At 72.8% G+C, this 24,112-nt stretch carries 20 protein-coding genes, 1 tRNA gene, 1 other RNA gene and 1 pseudogene; 6 read left to right on the forward strand and 17 right to left on the reverse strand.

Features of this window, described 5'->3' with window-relative positions; genetic code table 11:
- Positions 1–109: 109 nt before the first annotated feature.
- The 9 genes from DWB68_RS16305 to DWB68_RS13105 form a co-directional block, all read right to left on the reverse strand.
- A complete protein-coding gene (locus DWB68_RS16305) occupies positions 110–667 on the reverse strand; it encodes a hypothetical protein (protein ID WP_119425564.1) in 558 nt (185 codons plus the stop codon).
- Positions 619–1,635: an RAD23 family protein gene (locus DWB68_RS13070; RefSeq protein ID WP_119425565.1), complete on the reverse strand. Its 1,017-nt coding sequence runs from the start codon at positions 1,633–1,635 to the stop codon at positions 619–621. The genes DWB68_RS16305 and DWB68_RS13070 overlap by 49 nt, the downstream gene beginning before the upstream one ends.
- A gap of 182 nt (positions 1,636–1,817) precedes the next feature.
- Positions 1,818–3,104 (reverse strand): aspartate kinase, encoded by a 1,287-nt coding sequence (locus DWB68_RS13075; protein ID WP_119425566.1) that lies wholly within the window; start codon positions 3,102–3,104, stop codon positions 1,818–1,820.
- A gap of 198 nt (positions 3,105–3,302) precedes the next feature.
- Positions 3,303–4,538 (reverse strand): ABC transporter permease, encoded by a 1,236-nt coding sequence (locus tag DWB68_RS13080; protein ID WP_119425567.1) that lies wholly within the window; start codon positions 4,536–4,538, stop codon positions 3,303–3,305.
- On the reverse strand, positions 4,535–5,527 hold the full coding sequence (locus tag DWB68_RS13085; protein WP_233548810.1) for an ABC transporter ATP-binding protein: 993 nt from the start codon (positions 5,525–5,527) through the stop codon (positions 4,535–4,537). Before DWB68_RS13085 ends, DWB68_RS13080 begins: the two co-directional genes overlap by 4 nt.
- Before the next feature lie 150 nt (positions 5,528–5,677).
- Positions 5,678–6,109, reverse strand: a complete 432-nt coding sequence (locus DWB68_RS13090; protein ID WP_199700458.1) for an ASCH domain-containing protein — start codon at positions 6,107–6,109, stop codon at positions 5,678–5,680.
- Between the two features lie 3 nt (positions 6,110–6,112).
- The gene (locus tag DWB68_RS13095) at positions 6,113–6,670 is read right to left on the reverse strand and encodes a dihydrofolate reductase family protein (RefSeq protein WP_119425569.1); all 558 of its coding nucleotides are present in this window, start codon (positions 6,668–6,670) and stop codon (positions 6,113–6,115) included.
- Between the two features lie 218 nt (positions 6,671–6,888).
- Positions 6,889–7,575: an ABC transporter ATP-binding protein gene (locus tag DWB68_RS13100; protein ID WP_119425570.1), complete on the reverse strand. Its 687-nt coding sequence runs from the start codon at positions 7,573–7,575 to the stop codon at positions 6,889–6,891.
- On the reverse strand, positions 7,572–8,714 hold the full coding sequence (locus DWB68_RS13105) for an ABC transporter permease (RefSeq protein ID WP_119425571.1): 1,143 nt from the start codon (positions 8,712–8,714) through the stop codon (positions 7,572–7,574). Before DWB68_RS13105 ends, DWB68_RS13100 begins: the two co-directional genes overlap by 4 nt.
- 220 nt (positions 8,715–8,934) lie before the next feature.
- On the opposite strand from DWB68_RS13105, the gene DWB68_RS17045 reads away from it, so the two are divergent.
- Positions 8,935–9,951 (forward strand): polysaccharide deacetylase family protein, encoded by a 1,017-nt coding sequence (locus DWB68_RS17045; protein ID WP_147391679.1) that lies wholly within the window; start codon positions 8,935–8,937, stop codon positions 9,949–9,951.
- Here DWB68_RS17045 and DWB68_RS13120 read toward each other — a convergent pair.
- Both DWB68_RS13120 and DWB68_RS17250 read right to left on the reverse strand, forming a co-directional pair.
- Entirely contained in the window at positions 9,948–10,604 is a 657-nt protein-coding gene (locus tag DWB68_RS13120) for a response regulator (protein ID WP_119425574.1), read from the reverse strand. The genes DWB68_RS17045 and DWB68_RS13120 overlap by 4 nt on opposite strands.
- A 634-nt stretch (positions 10,605–11,238) precedes the next feature.
- Positions 11,239–11,946, reverse strand: a pseudogene (locus DWB68_RS17250) (histidine kinase); the annotation flags it as partial.
- A gap of 101 nt (positions 11,947–12,047) precedes the next feature.
- Between DWB68_RS17250 and DWB68_RS13130 the strand changes: the two are divergent.
- Positions 12,048–12,824, forward strand: coding sequence for a GAP family protein (locus DWB68_RS13130; RefSeq protein WP_119425575.1), 777 nt, complete (start codon positions 12,048–12,050; stop codon positions 12,822–12,824).
- A 43-nt stretch (positions 12,825–12,867) separates the two neighbouring features.
- Here DWB68_RS13130 and DWB68_RS13135 read toward each other — a convergent pair whose 3' ends face one another.
- Positions 12,868–13,824, reverse strand: a complete 957-nt coding sequence (locus DWB68_RS13135; protein WP_119425576.1) for a hypothetical protein — start codon at positions 13,822–13,824, stop codon at positions 12,868–12,870.
- Positions 13,825–13,841: 17 nt separating this feature from the next.
- A complete protein-coding gene (locus tag DWB68_RS13140) occupies positions 13,842–14,750 on the reverse strand; it encodes a hypothetical protein (protein WP_119425577.1) in 909 nt (302 codons plus the stop codon).
- A gap of 116 nt (positions 14,751–14,866) precedes the next feature.
- Here DWB68_RS13140 and DWB68_RS13145 point away from each other — a divergent pair, with 116 nt between their 5' ends.
- Complete coding sequence (locus DWB68_RS13145) at positions 14,867–15,946, forward strand: FAD-dependent monooxygenase (RefSeq protein ID WP_119425584.1); 1,080 nt, start codon at positions 14,867–14,869, stop codon at positions 15,944–15,946.
- A gap of 45 nt (positions 15,947–15,991) precedes the next feature.
- Here the strand turns inward: DWB68_RS13145 and recR are convergent, their stop codons facing one another.
- Together recR and DWB68_RS17050 are read right to left on the reverse strand one after the other, a co-directional pair.
- Positions 15,992–16,591 (reverse strand): recombination mediator RecR, encoded by a 600-nt coding sequence (gene recR / locus DWB68_RS13150; RefSeq protein ID WP_119425578.1) that lies wholly within the window; start codon positions 16,589–16,591, stop codon positions 15,992–15,994.
- 29 nt (positions 16,592–16,620) lie between these two features.
- The gene (locus DWB68_RS17050) at positions 16,621–20,730 is read right to left on the reverse strand and encodes a DNA polymerase III subunit gamma and tau (RefSeq protein ID WP_267896973.1); all 4,110 of its coding nucleotides are present in this window, start codon (positions 20,728–20,730) and stop codon (positions 16,621–16,623) included.
- Positions 20,731–20,946: 216 nt separating this feature from the next.
- Between DWB68_RS17050 and DWB68_RS13160 the strand changes: the two genes are divergently transcribed.
- Together DWB68_RS13160 and DWB68_RS13165 are read left to right on the forward strand one after the other, a co-directional pair.
- On the forward strand, positions 20,947–21,858 hold the full coding sequence (locus DWB68_RS13160) for a CoA transferase subunit A (protein ID WP_119425579.1): 912 nt from the start codon (positions 20,947–20,949) through the stop codon (positions 21,856–21,858).
- A gap of 2 nt (positions 21,859–21,860) precedes the next feature.
- Entirely contained in the window at positions 21,861–22,487 is a 627-nt protein-coding gene (locus DWB68_RS13165) for a CoA transferase subunit B (protein WP_119425580.1), read from the forward strand.
- A gap of 93 nt (positions 22,488–22,580) precedes the next feature.
- Here DWB68_RS13165 and gluQRS read toward each other — a convergent pair whose 3' ends face one another.
- Both gluQRS and ffs read right to left on the reverse strand, forming a co-directional pair.
- The gene (gluQRS, locus tag DWB68_RS13170) at positions 22,581–23,486 is read right to left on the reverse strand and encodes a tRNA glutamyl-Q(34) synthetase GluQRS (protein ID WP_119425585.1); all 906 of its coding nucleotides are present in this window, start codon (positions 23,484–23,486) and stop codon (positions 22,581–22,583) included.
- 49 nt (positions 23,487–23,535) lie between these two features.
- Positions 23,536–23,632: signal recognition particle sRNA small type (gene ffs, locus DWB68_RS13175), an RNA gene on the reverse strand.
- Between the two features lie 182 nt (positions 23,633–23,814).
- Between ffs and DWB68_RS13180 the strand changes: the two genes are divergently transcribed.
- Positions 23,815–23,899, forward strand: a tRNA-Ser gene (locus DWB68_RS13180).
- Positions 23,900–24,112: the final 213 nt, after the last annotated feature.

Consider the following 24,112-nt stretch of genomic DNA (forward strand, 5'->3'; position numbering starts at 1 on the left):
GGGCTGGTAAAAGTCTGTGAACAAGCTGGGTGGGCTTGTGGGTTTTCTGTACGACGACGGCGCCCCGCCTTCCGGACGGAAGGCGGGGCGCCGCTGGGGTCGGGGCAGCCTACTTGGACACGGCCACGGATACAGGAACGGTCGGCAGGCGGAGGACGCGGTCCACGAGATCAACCGAGCAACCGTCGAAGAAGGACTTCGGGATGGTCAGGTCCAGGGCCTCCGCCTCACGTGCGGGGTCTGCCACGAGCTCGTGGTATTCGGCGCCGCGGGTCGGGTCGGTCCACTCGGGATTCGTGATGCTGACCTCGAGGAGCACGGCCGGCACCGTGGACTCCCACCGCTTGGCGTGCACCGTCCACGGGGTGCCCGCGGGCACCCCGAGGTCGGATCCGTCCATGCCCACCATCCGGGTGTTCTCCATGACGGTCACGAGCGGGACCTTGTCCCCGTCCCAGCGCTGGATGGTGGAGAGCGAGCCGATGACCTCCTGCGCCTCGGGGCCCGAGATGGTGAAGCTAGCCTCCACCCGGGCCGGGGCGCCGGGGCCTCCGGCGTCGGTGTGCGTGAAGCTCACCCAGCGGGGCATGTTCTCGGTGCCTGGCACCATGCCGTCGATCAGCGGGCTGGCCGGGGTGCACTGCTCCGGCTCGTCGGAGCCAGCCACCGGCAGGGCCAGGACGCGGTCGACGAGGCCCTTCGTGCAGTCGTCGTACAAGGACTTCGGGATGGTGAGGTCGACGACCTTCGCCTCGGCAAAGGCCGCGGACACGATGCGGGCATAGCGCAGGACTGCGTGCCGTAGTTGCCGTCGCCGTAGGGGATGGTCCAGTCGGGGTTGGTGATCTCGACGCGCAGCATGACGAAGGGGTCGCCGGTCATGGCTCGCTTGGCCACCACCGTCCACGTGGTGCCTGCCGGGAGGCTGAGTGCCGCGCCGTCGGCGGCCACCATCCGGGTGTTGGCCATCGTCGTGGGAATGGCCGCCTTTCCGTTGCTCCATCCGGCGGTGACCTCGATGGCGTCGATGACCTCCTGCCCGCCCTCGCCCCCGATCTGGAAGTCGGCGTGCACCACGGCCGGCGCGCCGGGCGTGAGCTGATTGCCGTCCTCGTCGTACGTCGGCAGGGACTCCGAGGTGTTGCTGAAGAAGATGGCGCGGTTCAGGGTGGTCTCACTCGGGAGCGTGCCGTCGATCAGCGTCTCCGACGGCGTGCACTGCTCGGGTTCCTCACCGCCGCCGTCGCTTTCGCTGGGGGTCGGTGAGGCTGAGCCGTCCGGCTCGTCCGTTGACGGCTGCCCCGACGTGGCCGGATCACTGCCCTCCGTGGCCTCGGCCGAGGTGCTCGGCGCGGCGGGATCGCTCGACTTCGAGACGCCGCCCACCTCCGGTTCGGAGTCCGGGTCCTGGGAGTCGGCCGAGCAGCTCTCGGCGACGGCCGAGGCCTGGGTGGTGGGGGCCGACAGCACGGCGCCGCCCGCCCCGAGGGTCAGGGCCAGCGCGAGCGCGGCGCCCAGGGCCGCGGCCTTGGAACGGCGAACCAGCAGCACGCCGAGCGTCAGGGCCACGGCGGCGATGGCAAAGAGGGCGAACAGGGCGCTGCCAGGCAGGCCGGTCGCGGGAAGGCGGTCCATGGAGGGACCTCCGGGTGCGGGGGGTGGGAGGCGGACCAAGAAGGCCCAATGCGCATTGTTCAATACGCAACAATGTTCTGCATAGTTCGTTCAGAAAAGGCCCGTCCATCGGGACAACAAAGCGAAAGCGCCGCCGCCCCTCACAGGGGCGGCGGCGCCGTCGTGCTCTGAAAAAACCCGGGTCAGCGGCCCGTGCCGCCGTACACCGTGGCGGACTCGGAGGAGTCCAGGCCGAAGGCCGTGTGCACGGCCTCGACGGCCTTCGCGAGGCGATCGGCGTGCGTGACGACGGAGATGCGAATCTCCGAGGTGGAGATCATGTCCACGTTCACGCCGTTGTCGGAGAGCGCCTTGAAGAAGGTGTGCGAGACGCCCGGGTTGGAGCGCATGCCGGCGCCGACCAGGGAGAGCTTGCCGATCTCCTCGTTGTAATCGATGTCGGCAAAACCGATGCTCTCCTGCGCCGCGTGCAGGGCCTCGAGGGCGGCCTGGCCCTCGGAGATCGGCACGGTGAAGGAGATGTCCGTGCGGCCGGAACCGGCCGTGGACACGTTCTGCACGATCATGTCGATGTTGGCGTTGGCCCCGGCGATGACGCCGAAGATCTCGGCCGCCTTACCCGGGATATCCGGCACGCCAATGATGGTGACCTTGGCCTCGGAGAGGTCGTGGGCAACGCCGGCGACGATGGGCTGTTCCAAGGGTTCACCCTCCTGCAGGTGGATCTTGTCATCGGGGCTGGGCACAATCCAGGTCCCCTCATGGTGGCTAAAGGAGCTGCGCACGTGCAGCGGAACACCGAAGCGGCGCGCGTACTCCACGCAGCGCAGGTGCAGAATCTTGGCGCCGTTGGCGGCGAGCTCGAGCATCTCCTCGGAGGAGACCTGGGCCAGCTTGTGGGCGCTGGGCACCACGCGCGGGTCGGCGGAGTAGACGCCGTCCACGTCGGTGTAGATCTCGCAGACATCGGCGCCCAGGGCGGCGGCGAGGGCCACGGCCGTGGTGTCGGAGCCGCCGCGGCCCATGGTCGTGATGTTGTTGGAGTCCTTGGACATGCCCTGGAAGCCGGCGACGATCGCGACCATGCCGCGGTCGATGGCGCGGCGCACGCGGGCCGGGGAGACCTCAACGATGCGGGCGCGGCCGTGCAGGGCGTCGGTGATCATGCCGGCCTGGGAGCCGGTGAAGGACACCGCGGAACCGCCCTGCGCGTCGATCGCCATGGCCAGGAGGGCCATGGAGATGCGCTCGCCGGAGGAGAGAAGCATGTCCATCTCGCGGGCCGGGCCCTCGGGGGTCACCTGGTTTGCAAGGTCAAGCAGGTCGTCGGTGGTGTCGCCCATGGCGGAGACGACGACGACCACGTCATGGCCGGCGTTCTTGGTCTCGATGACGCGGCGCGCGACGCGGTTGATCCCTTCGGCGTCGGCCACAGAGGACCCGCCGAATTTCTGCACGATGAGGCTCATGAACGGTCAAACTCCATACGGGTGTCAACAGGGGGAGGGGCTCCCTCGCCCGGTGGTGCGAGTCTAGGTCGGGCCGCGCCGGGGGCCGTGGTCTGTGACGGGCGTGCGTCGCCCGGCTTGCTTTTCCCGGTGAACGACGGCGTGTGGCCCGGTCCGCTGGGACCGGGCCACACGCCGTCGGGCGGGGAAGAGCCGGGGCTATGCCACGCGGGTCCCGCTGGCCAAATGGCCGGCGGGGGTGACGAGCCGGCGGCGGCCCCAGCCCACGATCGCGGCCGTGAGCAGCAGCTGCACGCCGAGGCCCACGGGCCACACGGGCGCCTGCTCCGAGAGCTTGGGCGGTGTGAGGACCTTGCCCTCCAGGCACGTGACCTGGGACTGCGGGCCGGCCTGCATCTGTCGCACGCCCATCCGCACGGAACCGAGGATGCCCGCCTGCGGCGAGGCGAAGTAGGCGTAGCCGCTGCCGTCCTGCAACACCGGATCCAGCGGGGGCGCGGCGGCATCCGCCAACACCACGAAGGGGTTGGCGGCGAGTAGCCACGTGAAACGCTCGGTGGCGGGCGCCTCCCACTCCGTCACCTCGGTGCCGCACCGCACGTCGTCGGCCTCCGGCGGGTAGGGGAGGTCTGCGTACTTCTCTGGGTCGGCCGACATCTTCTCGTCCCACTCCAGCATGGCCTTGCTGGCCTCGGGGGTGGGCTCCATCTGCGAGGAACGGACGTTCTCGTGGACGGTCATGGCGGCGACACCCGTGACGATGAGCGTTCCCAGGCCCAGCGCCGCGACCACGAGATAGGTCGCGAGGATCGAGAACAGCGGACGTGACGTGCCGGCCGAGATGCCCACGCCGATGGCGCAGAGCACGCCGAGCTCCACCGCCACGACCAGGAGCATGAGGAGGCAGGAACCCCAGCGCAGCTCCCCGCTGAAGGCCGCCACGGCGAGGGACGGAAGCGCCGCGACGAGGAAGGCGAGCGAGGCGACCCAGGCCGCGAGCCACTTGCCCCACAGGATCTGCCCCGGCGTCACGAGCGTGGCCTGGACGATCGCGAGGGTGCCGCCGGCGCGGTCCCCGCTGATCGCATTGGCGGCAAAGACCGGGGCGATGAGCGAGCCGAAGCCGAGGACAAAGGCGATCGCGAGCTCGAACTGGATCTGGCCGGCGCCCACGCTGCCCGGGGGCATCAGGCTCAGGCCCGTCTCCGGATCGACGGAGGAGGTGTAGGAGCTCCTGACGGCCGCGCCCACGGCGAGGGTCACGCCGAGGACCACCACGAACCACAGGCCGAGCATGACGTACCAGCCGCGGCTGCGCAGGCGCTGGCGCAGCTCGAGCGAGAAGATCGTGCCAACGCCGTCGAGGTGGCCGAGGCGCGGGGCGGACGGGGTCGGTGCGTGCGGGCGTGTGGGGGTCTGGGTTGGCGTGCTCACGGGGCCACCTCCTGGGTGTGCGCGGCGGGCGGTGCTGGCGGGCTGGTGGGTGGCGAGGCGAGACGGCCCACCGTGCGGCGGTAGGTCTCCTCGAGGGCGCCGGCGCTCGGGGCGAAGCCCACCACGGGCACGCCGTCGCCCACGAGAAGGGCGAGCAACTGTGCTGCGGCGGCCTCGGAGGCGAGGTGGACGGTGCTGGCGGCGCGGCGGTCGTCGCGGGCCGCCTCATGGGGGACGCCGTGGCGGTCCAGCGCCGACTCGAGGGCCGCGGGGTCGAGCGAGCGGATGGAGTAGGCGCGCTCCTGCGCGTCGGCCTCGAGGAGGGACTGCGTCTGGACGGTCTCGCCGGCCGCGACGAACACGGCCCGGTCGGAGAACTCGTCGAGCTCGCCCAGGTCGTGGCTCGAGACGAGGATGGCGCGGCCCTCACGGGCCAGGCCGCGCAGGATGTCGCGTAGCTCCAGGCGGGAGTCGGGATCCAGGCCGGAGGCGGGCTCGTCGAGCAGCAGGACGGAGGGGTCGTGCACCAGGGCGCGGGCCAGGGAGAGGCGCTGCTGCTGGCCGCGCGAGAGCACGCGCGCCGGTCGTTGGGCGAACTCGGGCAACCGCACGAGCTCCAGTAGCTGCGCCGCTCGGGTGAGCGACTCGGCCTTGCCGAGCCCGTAGAGCCGGCCCACCGAGCTCAGGATCTCCGTGGTGGTCAGCGACTCCCACACGCCGAGCGTGTCGGGCATCCAGCCCAGGCGGGAGCGGGCACCGCGCGGGTCGGCGGCCAGGTCGATGCCGTCCACCGTGATGGTGCCGGCGTCCGGCTTGAGCAGGGTGGCGAGCATGAGCAGGAGCGTGGTCTTGCCCGAGCCGTTGGGCCCTACGAGGGCGGTGACCTGCCCCGCCGGGGCGCTCACCTCCATGTTGCGCACGGCCTGCACATCACCGAAGGAGCGTCGCAGGCCGTGCCCCACGATGCCGCCCGAGGAAGGAGTGATCATGTGCGCAAGGCTACGGTCGGGCGGCGCCGGGCCCATCAGCCCTCGGCATGAAACCCGGTCACGTTCCGACAACAAAGAATGCGTGCCGTGTGCCGTCAAGACGCGGGTCTTAACGGCACACGGCACGCAAACTCTTCAGGAGGCCGACGCTCAGAGCGCCGCGAGCTCCTCGGCGGGCACCACGCGCACGGTCTCGCAGACCACGAGGGTGTCGTCGGTGAGCTCCGGCGTGTAGCCGAGGTCCCCGACGCTCGGCGCCGAGAGCCAGTACGCCTCGTGGGCGGCGCGCCACCCGGCAGCGCCGGCGAAGCCCTCGCCCTCGGCGATCGCAAACGCGTCGTCCACGTCGGCCATGCGCTTCACCTCGACGGAGACGATCTCGGTGGCAAAGCGGGGCACGCCCTCGGAGTCGATGACGGCCTGGATCGTGCCCGCCACGGGCAGCGGCTCGTCCCACACGGGATAGGCCTCGCGCAGCGACGAGGTGGTGGTTTTGGCGCCGGAGCGGACCGCCGCGATGAGCGTGTCGCGCAGCGGGCCGGGGAAGGCGTATTCGGAGATCGGCAGCTCGGAGAGCTCCACGTCTTAGTCCTGTCGTCGGGTGTAGGTGAGCAGAGCGTTGCCCTTGGAGGTGATGACGGAGTCCACCAGAGTGAGGCGCTGGAGCGGGTCACCGTCCTGGAAGAGGTGGCGGCCGCGGCCGGAGAGCACGGGATGGATCATGAGCTGGATCTCGTCCAGCTCGCCCGTGGCAAACGCGCTGCGCACGATCTCCACGCCGCCCATGACCGCGATGTTTCCCTCGGCTCCATTGTTCTTCAGCTCGCGCAGGTACTCGCCCAAATCGCCGCAGATGAGCGTGGTGTTGTCCCAGGCCAGCGGCTCCTCGAGCGTGCTGGAGGCGACGTGCTTGCGGATCGAGTTGATGAAGCCGGCGAACGGATCGCCGGCCCCGGCGCCGGGGAAGTAGCCGCTCCACTCGGTGTAGCCGACGCGGCCCAGGACGGCGTCGGTGGTGGAGGACATGAAGGCCCCCAGGCCGGCGCCGAGCTCGTCGTCGAAGGAATCGAACTGGAAGGTGTCGGGCGCCTCCGCGACGCCGTCCACCGACATGAACAGCCCCGCCGTGACCTTGCGTGCCATGAGCCTGACCTTTCGTCCGCGCTCACCGTGCGGGTGGGCGCCCCAGAAGGGCCCGACGACGGGTGCCCACCCCGGGTGCCCACCCCGGGCGCGCGCCGCGCGGCGCGCGCCGCGCGGCGCGCTGGATCAGCGTAAGTCCTCGCCGCGACACAGGCGAGGGGCGCCGGGGTGGGCCTGGCACACCCCGGCGCCCCAGCGCCGTCGTGCTGTGCTGCCGCTCAGAGCGCGGAGGCCTCGAGCTCGCTCAGGCGGCCGTCCACCATCTCGAGGACGCGGTCGCAGTGGCCCAGGACGTCGCGGTCGTGCGTCACCATGACCACGGCCGTCCCGCCCACCTTGGCGCGCTCGGCGAGCAGCTCGACGACCTCGTGCGAGCGCGCGCGATCCAGTGCGGCGGTGGGCTCGTCCACGAGCAGGAGGCGGGGAACCAGGGCCAGGGCGCGGGCGATGCCCACGCGCTGGCGCTCGCCGCCGGAGAGCTGGCCCGGGCGGTGGCCGGCGCGGTGGCTCATGTCCACGGCCGCGAGCAGCGCGTCCACCGGGACGTCCTTGCGCCCGGCGATGCGCCCGGCGAGCTGGAGCTGCTCCGCGCTCGTGAGGGAGGGCGTGAGGTTGTCCGCCTGGAAGACGAAGCCCAGGTTCTCGCGGCGGAAGCGCGCGGCCTTGGATGCCGAAAGGCGCGTGACGTCCTGGCCTGCGATCTCCACGCGGCCGGCGTCCGGGGCGGAGAGCGCGCCGGCGATCGCCAGGAGCGAGGACTTGCCGGAGCCGGAGGGGCCAACGATCGCCACGAACTCGCCGGCGTTCACGCACAGGTTCACGTGGTCGAGGGCGGTGACGCGGGCGTCGCCGTCGCCCAGGGCGAGCTGGACGTTTTCGAGGAGCAGGGCTGGGGCGTTGTTCATCGGGCACCTCCGAAGGCGCGCAGGGGGCTGATGCGGGTGACGCGGAGGACCGAGACGGCCGCTCCGATCAGGCCGAGGACGATGGTCAGGACGGTCGCGCTCGCGACGGGCCCGGCCTCGAGGGAGAAGGGCATGGCGTCGGGCATGAGTGCGCCGAGGCCGAGGCCCACCAGGACGCCGAGGCCCGTGAAGACGACCATGACGATGACGGACTGGGCCAACGCGTCGCGCAGGAGGAAGCCCGTGGAGGCACCCATGGCGCGCAGCACGGCGAGTTCCTTTGACCGCTGGATGGTCCACACCGTGAAGAAGGCGCCGACCACGAGCGCACAGATCGCGTAGAGGAAGACCTGGATCATGCTGAGGGTCATCGTCTCGGCCTGGTAGCCGGGGGAGGCGTTGAAGGAGTCCTTCTTGGCCATGGTCATGGTGGAGGCCGCCTCGTCGGCCGCGGCGGTGTCGATCGCGGCACCCTCGGCGGCCTTGACGGCCACGACGGAGGCGAGCTCGTAGCTCGCCGCGTTCACGCGCTCCGGCGTGACGGCGCCAGCCTGGGTCTCGCCGCCGGCGAGGTAGCGCCAGGTCTCGAGTGGGAGGTAGGCGACGTCGACGTGGCCGAAGGTTGCCTGGTCCTTCGTAAACCCGGCGACGCGCAGCTGCACCTCGCTGCGCTCGAGGGTGATGGTGTCGCCTACCTTCACGCCGTTCTGCTCGGCGGTCTCGGAGACGACGATGTCGCCCGGGGCGCCGGCGCTGAGCGCGGCCTCGGCAGACGGGCTGAGGAAGCCGCCGGGCTGCACGCCAAAGAGCGTGAGGTCGATCTGGTGATCGCTCTGGGTAGTGCCGTTGACGATGGAGACGCCCATCGGCTCGGCCTGCTCAACGCCGTCCACGCCCTGCCACGCGGAGACCTGCTTGGCGTCCACCGTGGAACGGGAGAAGGCGTTGTCCTTCATGGTGCCCGCGTTGAACGCGAACGAGGTGACGTGCAGCGACTTCAAGCCGGAGACGCCGTCGTTGACGAGGCCGGAGGCGAGCCCGGAGAGGATGACAACAAGGACGGAGATGAGGCCGACGACCACGCCCATGAGGGCGAAGCGGCCTCGCGCGAAGAAGAGTTCGCGCAGCGCAAGAAACATTGAATGACCTGGGGGTGGGTTATCGACACCACGTCGGCATCATGTCGAGTATGCACCCGGGATAGTGTCGCAAGGAAATCGACGCCCTGTCGGGAAGTGGGGAAAGCGCCACGGAGGCACCTCGGCGTTCCCTGACCGGGAGCTAGGCATTGGGTCACCGTTGGGTTGCGGGGAGCCGTTCTCGGCGTTTCCCCCTGCGCCCCCGGCCTAGCATGTCAGGGTGTTGCTCTTCTCCCGTTCCTCCTCGTCACGATCCCCCCGACCGGCCGCGCTGGCGGCCACCGCGCTCGCCGCCTCCCTGGTCTTGAGCGGCTGCGGCAGCACCGGCACCACGAGCACCGGAGCCAGGGCGGGCGGCGCGCCGAGTTCCGCCGCCGACCCCTCAGCCTCCCCGACGCCAAGCCCCAGCAATCCAACCGAGCCAACCGGACCAACCGAGCACACCGAGGGCGCCCTCCCGACCACCGGCGAGGGCGGGGCGAGCGCCTCCGGCGAGCCAACGCCGTCGGGCAGCGAAGGCCCGGCGCTTCCCACCACCCCGACCACGGCGCCACCCGTCGCCACGCAGGACACGGTGGCGCCCACGGCGCCGCCCCAGACGATCGCGGACCCCGTCGATTGCTCCAAGGTCCCGTGCGTGGCGCTGACCTTCGACGACGGCCCGGGCCGGTACACCCAGCGGATCCTCGATGCCCTCGAGGCGGCCGACGCCAAGGCGACGTTCTTCCTCATCGGCACACAGATCCGCGCCTACCCGCAGCTCGTCAAGGCCGAGGCGGCGGCCGGCATGCAGCTCGGCAACCACACGTGGGACCACGCCAATCTGACCAAGCTCACGCGCGCCCAGCAGCTCGCCGAGCTCACCAAGGTGGACCGCGAACTCGCGGGGCTCGTGGGCGTCACGCCCGTGTTCCTGCGCCCGCCGGGAGGCGCGTTGGACAAGGCGGAGAAGGTGGCGCTCAAGCGCCCCATCGCCGATTGGAGCGTGGACACCGAGGACTGGCGCACGCGCAATACGGCGCAGACGATCAAGGCGGCCTCGGCTGCCAAGCCCGGCGACATCGTGCTGATGCACGACATCCACGCGAGCACCGCTGCGGCCGTCCCACAGATCCTGAAGAACCTGCGGGCCAAGGGCTACCACCTCGTCACACTCACCGAGCTGATCGGGCAACACCCCACGCTCGGCATCGCGTACGGCTGGGGACAGAAGCCCGGCGGGCCGAAGCACCGCTAGGGCCGCTCCTCCCGGGGCGCGTGCTCGGCGAACCACAGCGCCGCCTGGACGCGGGAGTCAAGGCCCAGCTTCGCCAGCGCGCTGGAGACGTGCGACTTGACGGTCGTCTCGGCGAGGCCGAGCTCCCGGGCCACGGCCCGGTTGCTCAGCCCGTCGGCGAAGAGGGCGAACACGTCCAGCTCGCGCGGCGTCAGGTCCGCGGGCGGCCAGGGGGAGGGCACGACGGCGGGCGGCCGGGTGGCCTGGGCGGCCGTGCGAAAGAGGGCGGGCACCACCGCTGGATCCACGAAGCCGCGGCCGGCCCCCACCTCCTCGATCGCCTCGAGGATGCGCTCGGCCTCGGCCGTCTTCAGGACGTAGCCGGCGGCCCCGGCACGGATGGCGGCGGCGACGCTCTCCTCCAGGTCGAAGGTCGTCAGCATCAGCACGGGCGGTCCCGCCTGCTCCGCGATGAGGCGCGTGCCCTCGATCCCGTCCGTGCCCGGCATGCGCACGTCCATGAGCACCACGTCCGGGCGCAGGGCACGCGCCATCGTGGCGCCCGTGGCGCCGTCGGACGCCTCGCCGAGCACCGAAAGGCCCGAGGCCTCCAGGAGCAGTCGCAGGCCCGCGCGGACGGCTCCGTAGTCGTCGACGAGCAGGACGGTTCTCATGCGGCGGGTCCTTCGGTCGGGAGGGTCTGCGTGGTCGGGGAGTCGAGGCCGGCCAGTGAGGTGTGGGGAGCGGCGGGCGCCGCCGCGCCGGCGAGCGGCAGGCTCGCGCGCAGGAGCCAGCCGCCGGACGGGTGGGGCCGGCCGCGAGCGAGCCGCCCAGGGCCTCGAAGCGGGAACGCAGCTGGGCCAGGCCCAGCCCATTGCCAGCCGGCGCGTGCGGCGCCGGGGGCGTGGCGGTCGAGCCGTTCTCGACCTCGAGCACGAGGGCGTCGTTGCCGAGGGGGCGCTGTCGGCCCGGCGCAGCAGCACCGCGCGACGCATCCTCCCCACCCGGCGCGCCCACCCCCGGGCCCGCCGTGAACCGCAGGCTCAGGGCCGACCCGGGCGCGTGCTTGAGCGCGTTGGTGACGGCCTCCGAGGCCGCCCTGAACACCGCCGCCTCGGCGGCGGGTGCCAGCCCAGCGCCGTCGTGCCCCTCCTCGAGAAAGACGGCGTGGCCCGCCGCGCGGGCCCGACCGGCGAGGGCCGGGAGGTTGGCGAGCGTGCCGGTGGCCTCGGGCTGCGGGCGCCCGGCCTGGAGCACCTCGATGAGCGCGCGCATCTGCTCGAGGGCCTCGACGGAGCCGGCCCGCATCTGCGCGAGGGCCCGCGAACGTGCCGCCTCGTCGCTCGTGAGCGCGGCGGCCTGGGCCTGCAGGGCGATGGCGCTGAGGTGTCCGGAGACCGTGTCGTGCAGCTCGCCCGCCATGTGCTGACGCTCCCGCTCCACGGCCAGCTGCTCGCGCGCGCTGGCGGCCGCGGTCACGGCGTCGGCCCGCTCGGCCTCGGCCGCACGGAGCCGGTCGGCGAGGCGCAGGTCACCGGCCCAGAGCACTGGAAGCCAGAGGGCCACAGCGGCGAGCAGTGCCGAGCTGAGGGCCGCGCCCAGGCCCGCGCCGCTCAGGGCCGTCCCGCCCACGGCGGCCGCGCTCAGTCCAGCGGCGAGGGTGCGCGCCCAGCGGGGCCCGCGGGGCCCGGCCACCAACACAAGGCTGAAGAGCAGCTCAAACAGGAACACGAAGACCCCAACGCTGAAACCGAGGGCGGCGCTGCCGAGCGTCGAGGCGGCGACGAGAATGAGCGCGGCGGGCGTGGAGCGGTGGCGCAGGGCCGCGCCGGCGAGGCCTGGCAGGGCCGCGGCGAAGCCCCACCACGGCAGCGCCGGGTTGGCAGGGTCCAGCCACGGGAGCTTCGCCAGGCCCACGGCGCCGGTGGCGCACGCCGCGAGCAGCGCGAGGTAGGCGCACGCGAGCGTCACGTCGCCGCGCGTCGTCGACCACCAAGGAGCCTTCATGGCTCCCATTCAACCGAGCCAGCCTCCGAGCCGCCCGGTACCAAAGGAGGAGGCGCGCCTCCTCCGCCCGGCCGGGGCGCAGTCGGCCCCAACCGCCGAGGCTGAGGTGTATGAGCACCGAGACCCTTCTCCAGCTGGCCGTCCTGGCCCTCATCGACTCCACGAGCATCGGCACGCTCGTCATCCCGCTGTGGCTCCTCCTGCGCCGGGGGAGTCGGGCGCTGGCGGGCAAGGTGCTGCTGTACCTGGGCGTCGTGGCGGCCTTCTACCTGGCCCTCGGCGTGCTGCTGATCAGCGGCGGCCGGGTGATCGTTGAGCGCTGCGGCGACGCGGTGGGTGCGGCGCTCGAGGCCCCCGGCCTCCGGTGGGTCGCGCTCGCCGCCGGCGTGGGGCTGATCGTCTACGGCTTCTCCGGGCCGTGGAGCAAGGCCGAGCGCGAGAAGGCGGCGGCCGAGAAGGCGGCCCGTCGGGGTCCCGAGGGCGGCTGGGGCGCGCGCATCGACCGGGCCCTGCGCACGCCGTGGGCGCTCGTGGGGCTCGGTGTCGTGGCCGGGCTGCTGGAGGTGCCGACCATGCTCCCGTATCTCGCCGCGTCCGGGTTGATCGTGGCCAGCGGGGCGGCCTTCCCCGTGCAGCTGGGTGTGCTGGCGCTGTACTGCGTGGTCATGGTCGTGCCGGCGCTGGTGCTGTTGGGCGCGCGGGTGTTGCTCGGCGACCGCGCGGATGCGTGGTTCGGGCGGGTTGCCGAGAGGCTCGGCGGCTACGTGAGCGAATCGGCCAAGTGGATCGCCGCCATCGGCGGCATTCTCATCGTGCGCTGGGCCTCCTCAGGGCCCGACGGCGTGGGGCTGGGTCAGCTGTTCCCCGCCCTGTTTGGCGGGGGCTGAGCCGGGCGCCGGGCCGGGCGGGCGGGCGGGCGCGCTCGGCCTGCTACGCCTCGGGCGTCCAGTCACCGGCGAGCCACTCGCGCAGGCGCTTCTTGCGCGCCGCCGAGCCCAGCCGCCCCGGTCCGCCGGAGACCGAGAGCTTGCCAAGGTCGTAGTTCAGCTCGGGGTGCGCGGCGCGCAGATCGGCGAGGATCCGCGGGAAGTCGAAGGGCGTCTGCGCGGGCTCGAGGGCACCCTCCACGATCGCCTCACCCTTGCGATCCTCGCGGTGGTAGGACCCGAGCGGGATGCCCCTGTCGCTCGCGGGAGCGCGGCTACCGCCGAGGGTATTCCTGCTGACGAGCCCGATGCGGATGTTCCAGTCGGTGGAATCCCCCGGATAGTTCTTGATGTCGGCGAGGAGCGCGGCGTCGATGCGCGGGGTCGTGAAGTCCTCCTTGTCCGGCTCCACGAGCTTGAGGATGAGGGTCAGGGTCCAGTACTCGCGCGGCAGGGCCAGCCCCAGGGCCTCGGCCCATTGCTCCGCGAGCGTGGCCGGCTGGGCCTCGATGACCGCGGCGGCGGCCGCCTTGATGCGGCCGTCTTGCTCGGTGTCGGCGCTCGCGAGGTAATTGAGGTGTTCGATGTGGTCGCTGTGGAGCCGGGGGACGAGCTCGACGAGCGCGTCCAGGTGCGGCGCTGCCGCCGCGGCCAGGGCGGGGTCCTCGGAGGCCAGCAGGAGCGCAGCGAAGGCGTAATCGGCCTGCTTGAACTCATTGTCCCAGATGGGGTCGGTGCCCTCGAGTTCGGCCCGGCGCAACGCGATGAAGGCCTCCCCGAGGGCGTCCACGACGGTCGGGGTGAGGACGGGCGTGATGCGCGCCGCAGCCTTCCGGTCGCCCGGCGCATGCGAGTAGGACTCGAGCTTCTTCGCAGCGGCCTCCAGCTCCTTGGCCACCACCGGAGGTGCCTCCTGGGCGCGGGCGAGCAGGGTGTCGGCGATGCTGGTGTGTCGCGTCATGCGCGGACGTTCCCAGCTCACCCCCGTCGCAGTCTGCCCAACCAGCGCCCGCCGCGCACATGCCGCGCCAGCAGCTCGTCGCTCGGCAGCGCGGCGGAGGAGGCGAACTCGTCGCCCAGACGCTCGTAGTGGCGGATCACTGCCCAGTACGCGGCGGCGATGCCCTGCCGCTCGGCCGACGTGACCTCGACGGGCTCCGCTGCGGCCTCCGCGCCGGCCGACGCCTCCAGGATCCGCACGTGCGCCGGGCGCACCGTCTCCTCGAGGTACTCGAGCGAGTCGGTGAGGAAGCGCAGCCGGCCCAGGTCGGTGGTGCTCGCGGAGGAGATGAGCATGACGGGGGCCCACGCGGCGGTCGCCTGTTGCAGCGCGCGACGCTCGCTCGCGGCGCTACGGAAGAGCAAGCCAACGAACTCTGGGTCGGTGAGCAGGTCCTCGAGCACCGCGCCGTGGCTGCCGGAGGTGACGTGCTGCCACCAGCCCGAGGCCGGCGTGTGCGTTTCCGCGTGCCCCAGGCGGCGCAGCCGCCCGCGCAGCGAGGCGAGGTCCTCGCCCCAGCTGCTCGGCACCGCCAAGGCGCCCAGATCGGCGCCGATGACGGGCGCCACCAGGTTCCGCCCGGCGTCGTTCACCTGCTGGGCCAGGCCGCGGTACGCGACCGTGGACAGGCGCTCGAGCTGCGCCGCCTCGCTCTCGCGCATCCAGCGCTGGAGCATGACGCCGATGAGGATGGTGCCCACCACGGTGGAGAGCGCCGCGACCGTCATGGGGCGCTCTGACCACCAGTGCCCGCCCGGCGGGAGGAAGTCGCCGAGGGCCAGGAGCAGCAGCAGGGCGGCGGCCGTCCCGAGGCTCACCGTGGTGAGGGCACGACGGCGGCGCGGGTCGCGCCGCGTTGGCTGGGCGGGGGTCTCGTGCTTGGACACGAAGGCTCCTGGGGGCGGAGGGCGCCGGCTGGGTGGGCCGGCGGCGGAAAGATCTCAGCCGAGCCTAGGGGCGCGAGAGGTCCGGGGCTAGGGGTGAGCGCGGTAGGGTCCGCGGCATGGCAGAGATCGTGGTGGTGGGCGGCGGGATCGGCGGGCTCGCGTTCGCGCGGTGTGCGAGCCGCGCCGGGCACCGGGTCACGGTGGTGGAGCGACGGGAGTCGCTGGAGTCCGTGGGGGCCGGATTGGTGCTCTCGGGCGCCGCGGTGCGGGCTGTGGCCCGTGCCGGTGTGGGGCTCGGGGACGTGGCCCAGCCGATCGCCGGGATGCTGTTGCGAGGGCCCTCGGGGAGGCGGATCGAGGGGCGGGGCAAGGCGGTGGCGATCGCTCGGCCGGCGCTCGCGGCGCTGCTCGATCCGCGCGAGCTCGGCGTGGAGGTCATGCTCGGCCTCAGCCCCGAGGGGCCTCCCGTAGCGGCGGGCAGCGACGGCGGTGAGCGACGCGCCGAGGTGGCGCTCGCCGACGGGCGCGTGCTGGAAGCGGACCTCGTCGTGGGTGCCGACGGCCTGCGGTCCATGGTGCGCTCCTGGGTGGCACCGGGCCGCAGGGTGATCGACGCTGGACAGCTGAGCTGGCGGGCGATCCTGCCGCGGGAGGCCGTGCCGGCTGGAGCCGGGGGAGCATCCGGATCTTCCGCGGCAACCGAGACGTGGGACGGGCAGACGCGGGTGGGCGTGGTGCCGCTGACGGAGGGCCGCGCGTACGTGTTTGTGGTCGCCTCGGCGCCCGTGGGGAGCGCGCCGGAGCTGCCGGAGCGCTCCCCCTCGCGCGAGTCGCAGTGGGCGCTTGACGCCGTGCGGGCCCTGCCGGCGGGCGAGGTCCTGCGCCACCGCCTGGAGGAGCTGGACCGACCGGCCTTTGGCGTCGAGGGCGCGGCACTGCTGGGGGATGCGGCGCACGCCATGACGCCCAACCTCGGGATGGGTGCCGCCATGGCGATCGGGGACGCGGAGTCGTTGGTCAGCGCGCTCGAGCGCGGGGTGGACGGCGCGGTGGGCCGCTATGCGCGCCGGCGCTGGCCGGTCGTGGCGCCCGTGCGGCTCGGCTCGCGCTGGCTGGGCCGCCTCGCCCACTCGCCCGGCACCCTGCCGCGCGGCGCGCGGAGGGCGCTGGGACTTCAGGCCCGCCGCCCGCGGTGAGCGGGCGCCGTCGGGCACGCCAAACGGGCGTGGACCCGCGGTGGCTCAGCCGATGAGGCTGCGGCGCCCCTCGAACGCGCGGCCGAGTGTGACCTCGTCGGCGTACTCGAGGTCGCCGCCCACGGGCAGGCCGGAGGCCAGGCGCGTGACCTTGATGCCGAGCGTCTTGAGCGTGCGCGCGAGGTAGGTGGCCGTGGCCTCGCCCTCGAGGTTCGGGTCGGTCGCGACGATGATCTCCTGGATCGTGTCGTCGGAGAGGCGCGTGAGGAGCTCGCGGATGTGCAGCTGGTCCGGGCCGATGCCGGCCATGGGGTTAATGGAGCCGCCAAGCACGTGATAGCGGCCGCGGTAGCTACGCGTGCGCTCCACGACCATGACGTCCTTGGATTCCTCCACGACGCACAGCACGCTGGGATCGCGGCGGACGTCGAGGCAGATGTTGCAGCGCTCCGCCTCGGTCACGTTGAAGCAGACCTCGCAGAAGTGGACTTTGTCCTTCACCGTGCGGATGTTCTCCGCGAGGCGCAGCATGTCGTCCTTGTCGGCCTCCAGGATGTGGAAGGCGATGCGCTGCGCCGACTTGGGACCGATGCCGGGCAGGCGGCCCAATTCGTCGATGAGGTCCTGAACGGCACCCTCGTACACGGCTCAATCTCCTCGCGACAAACCAGCTCTTAGCGTCTGCGCTGCTCGATGGGCTGCCCCTGCGGGTCAAGCTCCACGATCAGCGTGGCGTCCAGGAGGCGCTCCAACGCCGCCCGGCCAAAGGTGGTCGAGTTCTCCAGCTCCTCGTCATCGTCGCTGGGAATGAAATCGACCGGTTCGGAGTCTACCGGCGGGGCCTGACGACCTCCGCGCGGCGCACCCCATTCCGCCGCAGGCGCACTCGCCTGGGCACGCGCCATGAGCTCCTGGTACTTGGACTTCCGCCCGCTCCTGGCCTCCTTGGCCGGGGCGGGGGCCTCCTCCGGTGTGCTCGACGGCGCGGTGCCCCAGCTGGTGCTGGGGGCCTGGCCCCAGCCAAGGCCCGACGGCGCGGGGGCGGCCGGGGCGCCAGAGGCACCGTGGGTGCCGCTCGGGGAGGCGGTGGGCGCCGTGCTCGGTGCCGCACCGGGGAGCTGGGCCGCGGGGGCCTCGTTGGTGCCGGCGTTGCGCGGGGCGGGTGCCGCGGGGGCCTCCGTCGGGACGGCCGGGCGCGGTGCGGCCGGTGCCGGGGCGGCGGGCGCCTCGGCCTGGGCACGCGGGGCGGGGGCCGCGGGGGCCTCCTCCGAGCGGTTCCCGGTCGGGCGGTTGGCCGGTGCCGGAGCCGCGGAGGGCTCGGGGGTCGGGGCGCTGGGGCTCTCGGCGCGGCTCAGCGCCGCGGTCGGGATCGGTGCCGCCGGTGCCTCGCCGGTGGCGCTGGTGGGCGAGGGGGCCGGGGCCTCGGATCGTGCGGGCTGCTGGCGCGGCGGCGCCTGCTGGGCGCGCTGCTGGGACGCGGTCTGCGGGGCGCGCGCGGAGCGGCTCGGGGCCAGTTCCCATGCGGCGTCGATCGGCGGGGCGTCCTCGCCGTAGGGATCCCACGGTTCCTCCTGATCCGTCAGGAGGCGCGGGTCGATGGCCGGGCGGCCCGCTTGCGACGGGGCCGCCGGTGCCGTGGGGGGAGTGACAGCCTGCTGTCGTTCCGGTGCGGAGGGTCCATCGTTCCGCGGGGAGGCGGCCCGATCGGCCTGCGGTGCGGCGGGCACCTGGGCCGGAACCGGAGCGGCCGGCGCTTCGGCGGCGGGGCGCGTGGGTGCCGGTGCGACCGGGGCCTCCGGCCGAGCAGGCCCGGGGCGGGATGCCTGAACGGCCTCGGCTACGGCGGGCCGGGCAGGGACGGGGGCAGCGGCGGGCTCACCGACGGGAGCGGGGGTGCTCACCTCGGCGGGCGCGGGTGCGCCGCGATCCTGCGCGGTGGGCTGGCTCGGGCCGGCCTCCGGCGCCTGAAGGGCCGGTGCGGCCGCGACGGCGGGCTCCGGGTACTGACCCTGAGGCGCGGACTCGCCGGCGCCGAGGGCGGGGTCGAGAGGCGCGATGTCCTGGTCCGCTACCGCGGGTGCGGCGGGCTGGGGCGCAGCGGGAGTGCTGGCGGGGGCGTTGCTGGGAGCGACCGGGGCGGCCGGCGCGGGCCGGCCATCAGCTTTTGGGCCGCCCTCACCACCCTGGGTGACGTCGATCTCGGGATCCACACCGAGCACCTCGCGGATGCTGGCGCGGACGAGATCAACGGCCTCGGGGCGCGAGCGGAAGGCCGTGAGCGGACCCGGGTGAGCGAAGGCCAACACGAGCGTGCGGCCGTCGAAGCCGGCGAGCGAAACGTGCGGCTGCACCATGGACCACACGAACTTTCGCGAGTCCTTGAGGTGATCCATGATCTGCGGCCAGGCGCGGCGGAACATCTCCACTGAGCCCGCACCGCCGGCCGGGTGCGGCACGTCGCCGCCCTGGGCGGGGGCGCCGTGCTGCTCCGCTGGGGGCGCCTGCTGCGCCTGCGGGGCCCGCATGGCCTCGGGCCGCTGCTGCGGGGCAACGGGGGCGTCGGCGCGCTGTTCGGTTGCCGGCGCCTGGGTGTGAGCCTGCGGCGCCTGCGCACGCTGCGGGGCCTGCTGGCGGGACTGCTCGGCGTGGACGGGCGCGGACTGCTGCTCCGAGGGAGCCTGGGGCTCGCTCGGGGTCTGGGCAGGCGCCTGGTCCACGGGCCGAGCCGGCGCGGGGGCCTGCGCTGCCGCGCGCGGGGCGTTGCGCTGCGTGAAGCTGGGCTCCGACGGCTGCGCGTTCTTGGCCGCGGCGGCCGCCATGGCGCGCTGGGCGAACTCGCGGGCCTTGGCCACGTGGTCCTCGCCGCCCTCGATGGGGGAGGCATCCAAGGGGGCGCCCTTGAAGTTCGGATCAACGAGCGGCCCCTCGCCGCGCGAGGGTGCCGCTTGACGCGGTGCCTGCTGCGCGGGAGCGGGAGCCACCGGGGCCGACGTCTGAGCCGGGGCCTGCGTCGCGATTCCCGCCTGCGGGTCGGCGGCCGGGAGGCCACCGGCGGCCTCACCCGGCTGATCCTCGGGGTACTCGATGGGCTCAAACTCGCCGTCGGAATCGTCCTCGGCTTCGGCGAGCTCCTCGGCCGTGGGTTGGAAGTCGGAGACGCCGCCGAAGTCCTCCGCGGGGGCCTCCTGGGGCGCGGGGGTGGGAGGCATCGGCGCCGCCACACGCTCGTCCTCTGCCGGGGCAAAGCCGGCGGGAATCGGCGCGGCGGGCGCCTCGGTCTGAGGCGCGGGGGCCGCGGACTGCGGGGCAGGCGCGGCGGGCTGGGCGCCGCGCGGAAGCGGCGCGGCGGCCGGCTCGGCGGGAGCGGGAGCCGCGGGAGCGGGCCCGGCGGCGGGCTCGGCCGGAGCCGGGCTCGCGGGAGCCCCGGAGGCGTCCTGCTGGGCGGGCGTTGACTGCGTCGGAACCGGCGCTGCCGCCGGTGCCTCGTCGCCCTGGGCGGCGCGCAGGGCGCGGCGGACCGCGGCGGCGCCGCCGCCCTGCCCGGCCCACTCGGCGGGTGCGCCGGCGGCGGAAGGCGCCTGGGCGCCGTCGGGCACCGAACCGGACTCCACGGGCGTGCCCGAGAAGTGCAGATTGCGCTCGAGGCGGTCAACGCGCGCGGCGAGGCCGCGCTCGGAATCGTCGGCGGAGGGCAGCAACAGGCGCGCGCACAGCAGCTCGAGGTGCAGGCGCGGGCTCGTGGCGCCCGTCATCTCGGTGAGGGCCTGGTTGGTGACGTCGCCCCAGCGGGAGAGCTCGGAGCCGCCCAGGCCCGTGGCCTGCGCGGCCATGCGCTCGAGCTGATCGGCGGGGACACCGTGCAGCACGCTCGCTGCCTCGGGGCCCAGCGCGCGCACCACGATGAGGTCTCGGAAGCGCTCGAGGAGGTCCTCCACGAAGCGGCGGGGGTCCAGACCGGACTGAATGACGCGGTCGACGGCCCCGAACACGGTGCCGGCGTCGCGCGCACCCAGGGCGTCGACGACGTCGTCCAGGAGCTCGGCGTGCGTGTAGCCGAGCAGGGAGACCGCGAGGTCGTAGGAGATGCCCTCGGCCGTGGCGCCGGCCATGAGCTGATCCAGCACGGAGAGCGTGTCGCGGCCGGAACCGCCGCCGGCGCGGATGACGAGGGGCAGCACGCCGGGCGCCACGCCGATGCCCTCGGCGGCGCAGAGCTGCTCCACGTACTCCAGCATGGGCTCGGGCGCGATGAGCCGGAACGGGTAGTGGTGCGTGCGGGAGCGGATGGTCCCGATGACCTTCTCCGGCTCCGTCGTCGCGAAGATGAACTTGATGTGCTCCGGCGGCTCTTCCACGATCTTGAGCAGGGCGTTGAAGCCGGCCGAGGTCACCATGTGGGCCTCGTCGATGATGAAGATCTTGTAGCGATCGCGCGCGGGGGCGAAGGTGGCGCGCTCGCGCAGATCGCGGGCGTCGTCCACGCCGCCGTGGCTCGCCGCGTCGATCTCGATGACGTCGAGGCTGCCGGCGCCGCCCGTGGCGAGGTCGACGCAGGAGGCGCACACGCCGCACGGCGTGGGCGTCGGGCCCTGCTCGCAGTTCAGGCCGCGCGCCAGGATGCGCGCCGAGGTGGTCTTGCCGCAACCGCGCGGGCCGGAGAAGAGGTAGGCGTGGTTCACGCGGTTCTTCGCCAGCGCGGTGCGCAAGGGCACCGTGACATGGTCCTGCCCAATGACGTCCTCGAAGGTGTCCGGACGGTAGCGGCGGTATAGGGCAGTAGTCACCCGCCCAGCCTACCGAGTCTGCCGACGGCTCGCCGGGGCGGATGCCCCGCCGGCGCATATCGCGTGGACCAGCGGCCCCGGTGAGGGAAAGCGCGTGCGGGCCGTGACAGGGGCGGCGCCGTGGTGTTGCATGTGTGAGGTACGCCACCGCAACCCGGGGCGACGCCCGCAGCACCCCAAGGAAAGACCCCAGACACAAACCTGTGGAGGCATTCGATGGCGATGGACAAGACGGTGGCCACCCCGGCCGAGGCGGTGGCCGACATCCCGGACGGGGCGTCGCTGGCCGTGGGAGGCTTTGGCCTCTCCGGCAACCCGATCCAGCTCATCGAGGCGCTCCTGGCGCAGGGCACCACGGACCTGGACATCACCTCCAACAACTGCGGCGTGGACGGCTGGGGCCTGGGCGTGTTGCTTTCCGCCGGTCGCATCCGCCGCGTCCACGCCTCCTATGTGGGCGAGAACAAGGAGTTCGCGCGGCAGTACCTCTCGGGCGAGCTCGAGCTCGAGCTCATGCCCCAGGGAACCCTCGCCGAGAAGCTGCGCGCCGGCGGGGCCGGCATCGCCGCCTTCTTCACGCGCACGGGCACGGGCACGCAGGTCGCCGAGGGTGGGCTGCCCCAAAGGTACGACGACGCAGGGAACGTCCTCATCGCGTCCGCGCCCAAGGAGGTGCGTACCTTTGCCCCCGGCGGGCAGGAGGGCGAGTACGTCCTGGAGGAATCGATCGTCACCGACTACGCCCTGATCCACGCGGCCGTCGGCGACACCCACGGCAACCTCGTGTTCCACGAGGCGGCGCGGCAGTTCTCCCCGGTCGCCGCGATGGCGGGCAAGATCTGCATCGCTCAGGTGGAGAAGCTGGTCCAGCCCGGCCAGATCCACCCGGACGCCGTGCACCTGCCCGGCGTGTTTGTGCACAGCGTCGTGGAGGTCGGCCAGATCGAGAAGCGCATCGAGAAGCGCACCGTGCGGGCAGCCGAGCCGGCGCCCGCGCAGGCCGAGCCGCCCGCGGCCGGCACCGAACCCGGGGCCGCGACCCCCACCCCGCCGGAAGGCGGGGGAACCACGGAAGCCGGCCCCTCGCCGTCGGGCACCGGAACCGACGCGACCGGAACGGGGGCCTGATCATGGCGCTGACACGCGAGCAGATGGCGGCGCGGGCCGCGCAGGAGCTGCAGGACGGGCAGTACGTGAACCTGGGGATCGGGCTGCCGACTCTCGTCCCGAACTACCTGCCCGAGGGCCGCACCGTGGTCCTGCAATCGGAGAACGGGATCCTCGGTGTGGGGCCGTACCCCACGGAGGACCAGGTGGATCCGGACCTCATCAACGCCGGCAAGGAGACCGTCACGGTGCTGCCCGGCGCGAGCTTCTTCGACTCAGCGCTGAGCTTCGGCATGATCCGCGGCGGCAAGATCGACGCCGCGATTCTCGGCGCCATGCAGGTCTCCGTCAACGGCGACCTGGCGAACTGGATGATCCCCGGAAAGATGGTCAAGGGCCCGGGCGGCGCCATGGATTTGGTGCACGGGGCCAAGCGCGTGATCGTGCTGATGGAGCACGTGGCCAAGGACGGGACGTCCAAGGTGGTGCCGGAGTGCACGCTGCCGCTCACGGGCCGCGGCGTGGTGAACCGGATCATCACGGACCTCGCGGTGCTGGACGTGACGCCGCTGGGGCTGGCGCTCGTGGAGTGCGCGCCGGGGGTGTCGCCGGAGGAGGTGCGGGCCGCGACGGCCGCGCCGATCCTCTGACGCCCTTCCCGCCGACTGCCGGATCGCTTCAGAACTGCCGAAAGATGCGGGCCGTTCTGAAGCGATCCGGCAGTTTCGTGGAGGAGCGTGAGCTCAGGCGCCGGCCGGCGGCTCGAACACCCACGGCTCGCGCGGCAACGCCGCCGGGTCGAAGCCGTCCACGGCCCCCGCGAGGGGGCCGGCGGGCAGCCGGAGCGAGTCGAGCAGCAGGTCACGGACCCGCTCGCTGGAGAGCCCGACGTCGTGCAGCCGGGAGAGCGTGACGGCCCCGTCGCGCTTGGCGAGGCGCTGGCTCTCGCCGTTGATGACGAGCGGGACGTGGGCGTACTGGACCTCGGCGGCCGCCTCGGGGCCGTAGAGCAGCCCGCGCAGGTGCGCCTGGCGCGGCGAGGAGAACGCGAGGTCGTCCGCGCGGACCACCTGGTCCACGCCGGAGAGGTGATCGTCCACGACCACCGCGAGGTTGTAGGCCGGCGTGCCGTCGTTGCGCTGCACCACGACGTCGTCCACCTGCCCCGTGACGGGGCCCAGGAGGGTGTCCTGGACGGTGACGGTCTCGTGCTCGGTGGCGAGGCGCCAGGCGGCGGGGCGGTGCTGGCGGCGCTCGGCGCGCTCGGCCTCGCTCAGGTGGCGGCACGTGCCCGGGTAGGCGCCGGGCGGGGTGTGCGGCGCGCGCGGTGCGTCGAGGATGTCGCGGCGCGTGCAGAAGCACTCGTAGAGCAGGCCGCGGTCCCTCAGGGAGGAGAGGGCCTCGGCATAGACGGGCAGGCGCTCGGACTGGCGCGGGGAGACGGTGTCAAACGTCAGGCCGATGGCCGCGAGGTCGCGGATCTGCGCCTCCTCGGCGCCGGCGGCCGTGCGGGCCGTGTCCAGATCCTCGACGCGCAGGATGAACTCGCGGCCGGTGGAGCGGGCGAAGAGCCAGGCCAGCATGGCCGTGCGCAGATTGCCGACGTGGAGTTCGCCGGAGGGGCTGGGGGCGTAGCGGCCGGCACCCATGGTCACGCACTTCCTTCGCGAAAAGCGGCTGGGGACGTCGTCTGGGGACGTTAAAGGCCCCTCATGCACCTGCCAGAGCCCATCTACCCTTGCTGCATTCCTGCCCTGGGGGAGTTCGACGAGATAGCACCACATGAGGGGCCGTCATTCAGTATAGGCGCTTGTGTGGCTGGGGCCGAATCGGCGGCCCCACGGGCGGGCCGACCGGCCGCGCGAAGCCTCGAGATCCGTGGGATGGCGCGGAAGAGCGCCCTTGGGCCGGTCCGATTTCGGATCCACCCCCGGTGTGGGCTAAGCTTGTCTAGCCTGCTTCACGCGGGCAAGCCAAGGAGGATTCGCCTAGCGGCCTATGGCGCACGCCTGGAACGCGTGTTGGGTTAACGCCCTCGGGGGTTCAAATCCCCCATCCTCCGCGGAGTACACCTCCGGTTACCGACTTTGGTAGCCGGAGGTGTTGTTTTTATGCGGGTTCCTCCCGCGCGCCGCCGTCCCACGGGCCCTCGGGGCCATCGAAGGTCGGCCGCGAAAGCGCTCAGCGGGGCCAGATGGCCTAGGGCGTGTTGCTAAACACGTTCGGGGGCCTTGTGAGCGAGTCTTGGATGTGTGTCGCGTGATGTGATCTCTGA

It is taken from the genome of Galactobacter valiniphilus (assembly GCF_003575975.1).
GTDB lineage: Bacteria > Actinomycetota > Actinomycetes > Actinomycetales > Micrococcaceae > Galactobacter > Galactobacter valiniphilus.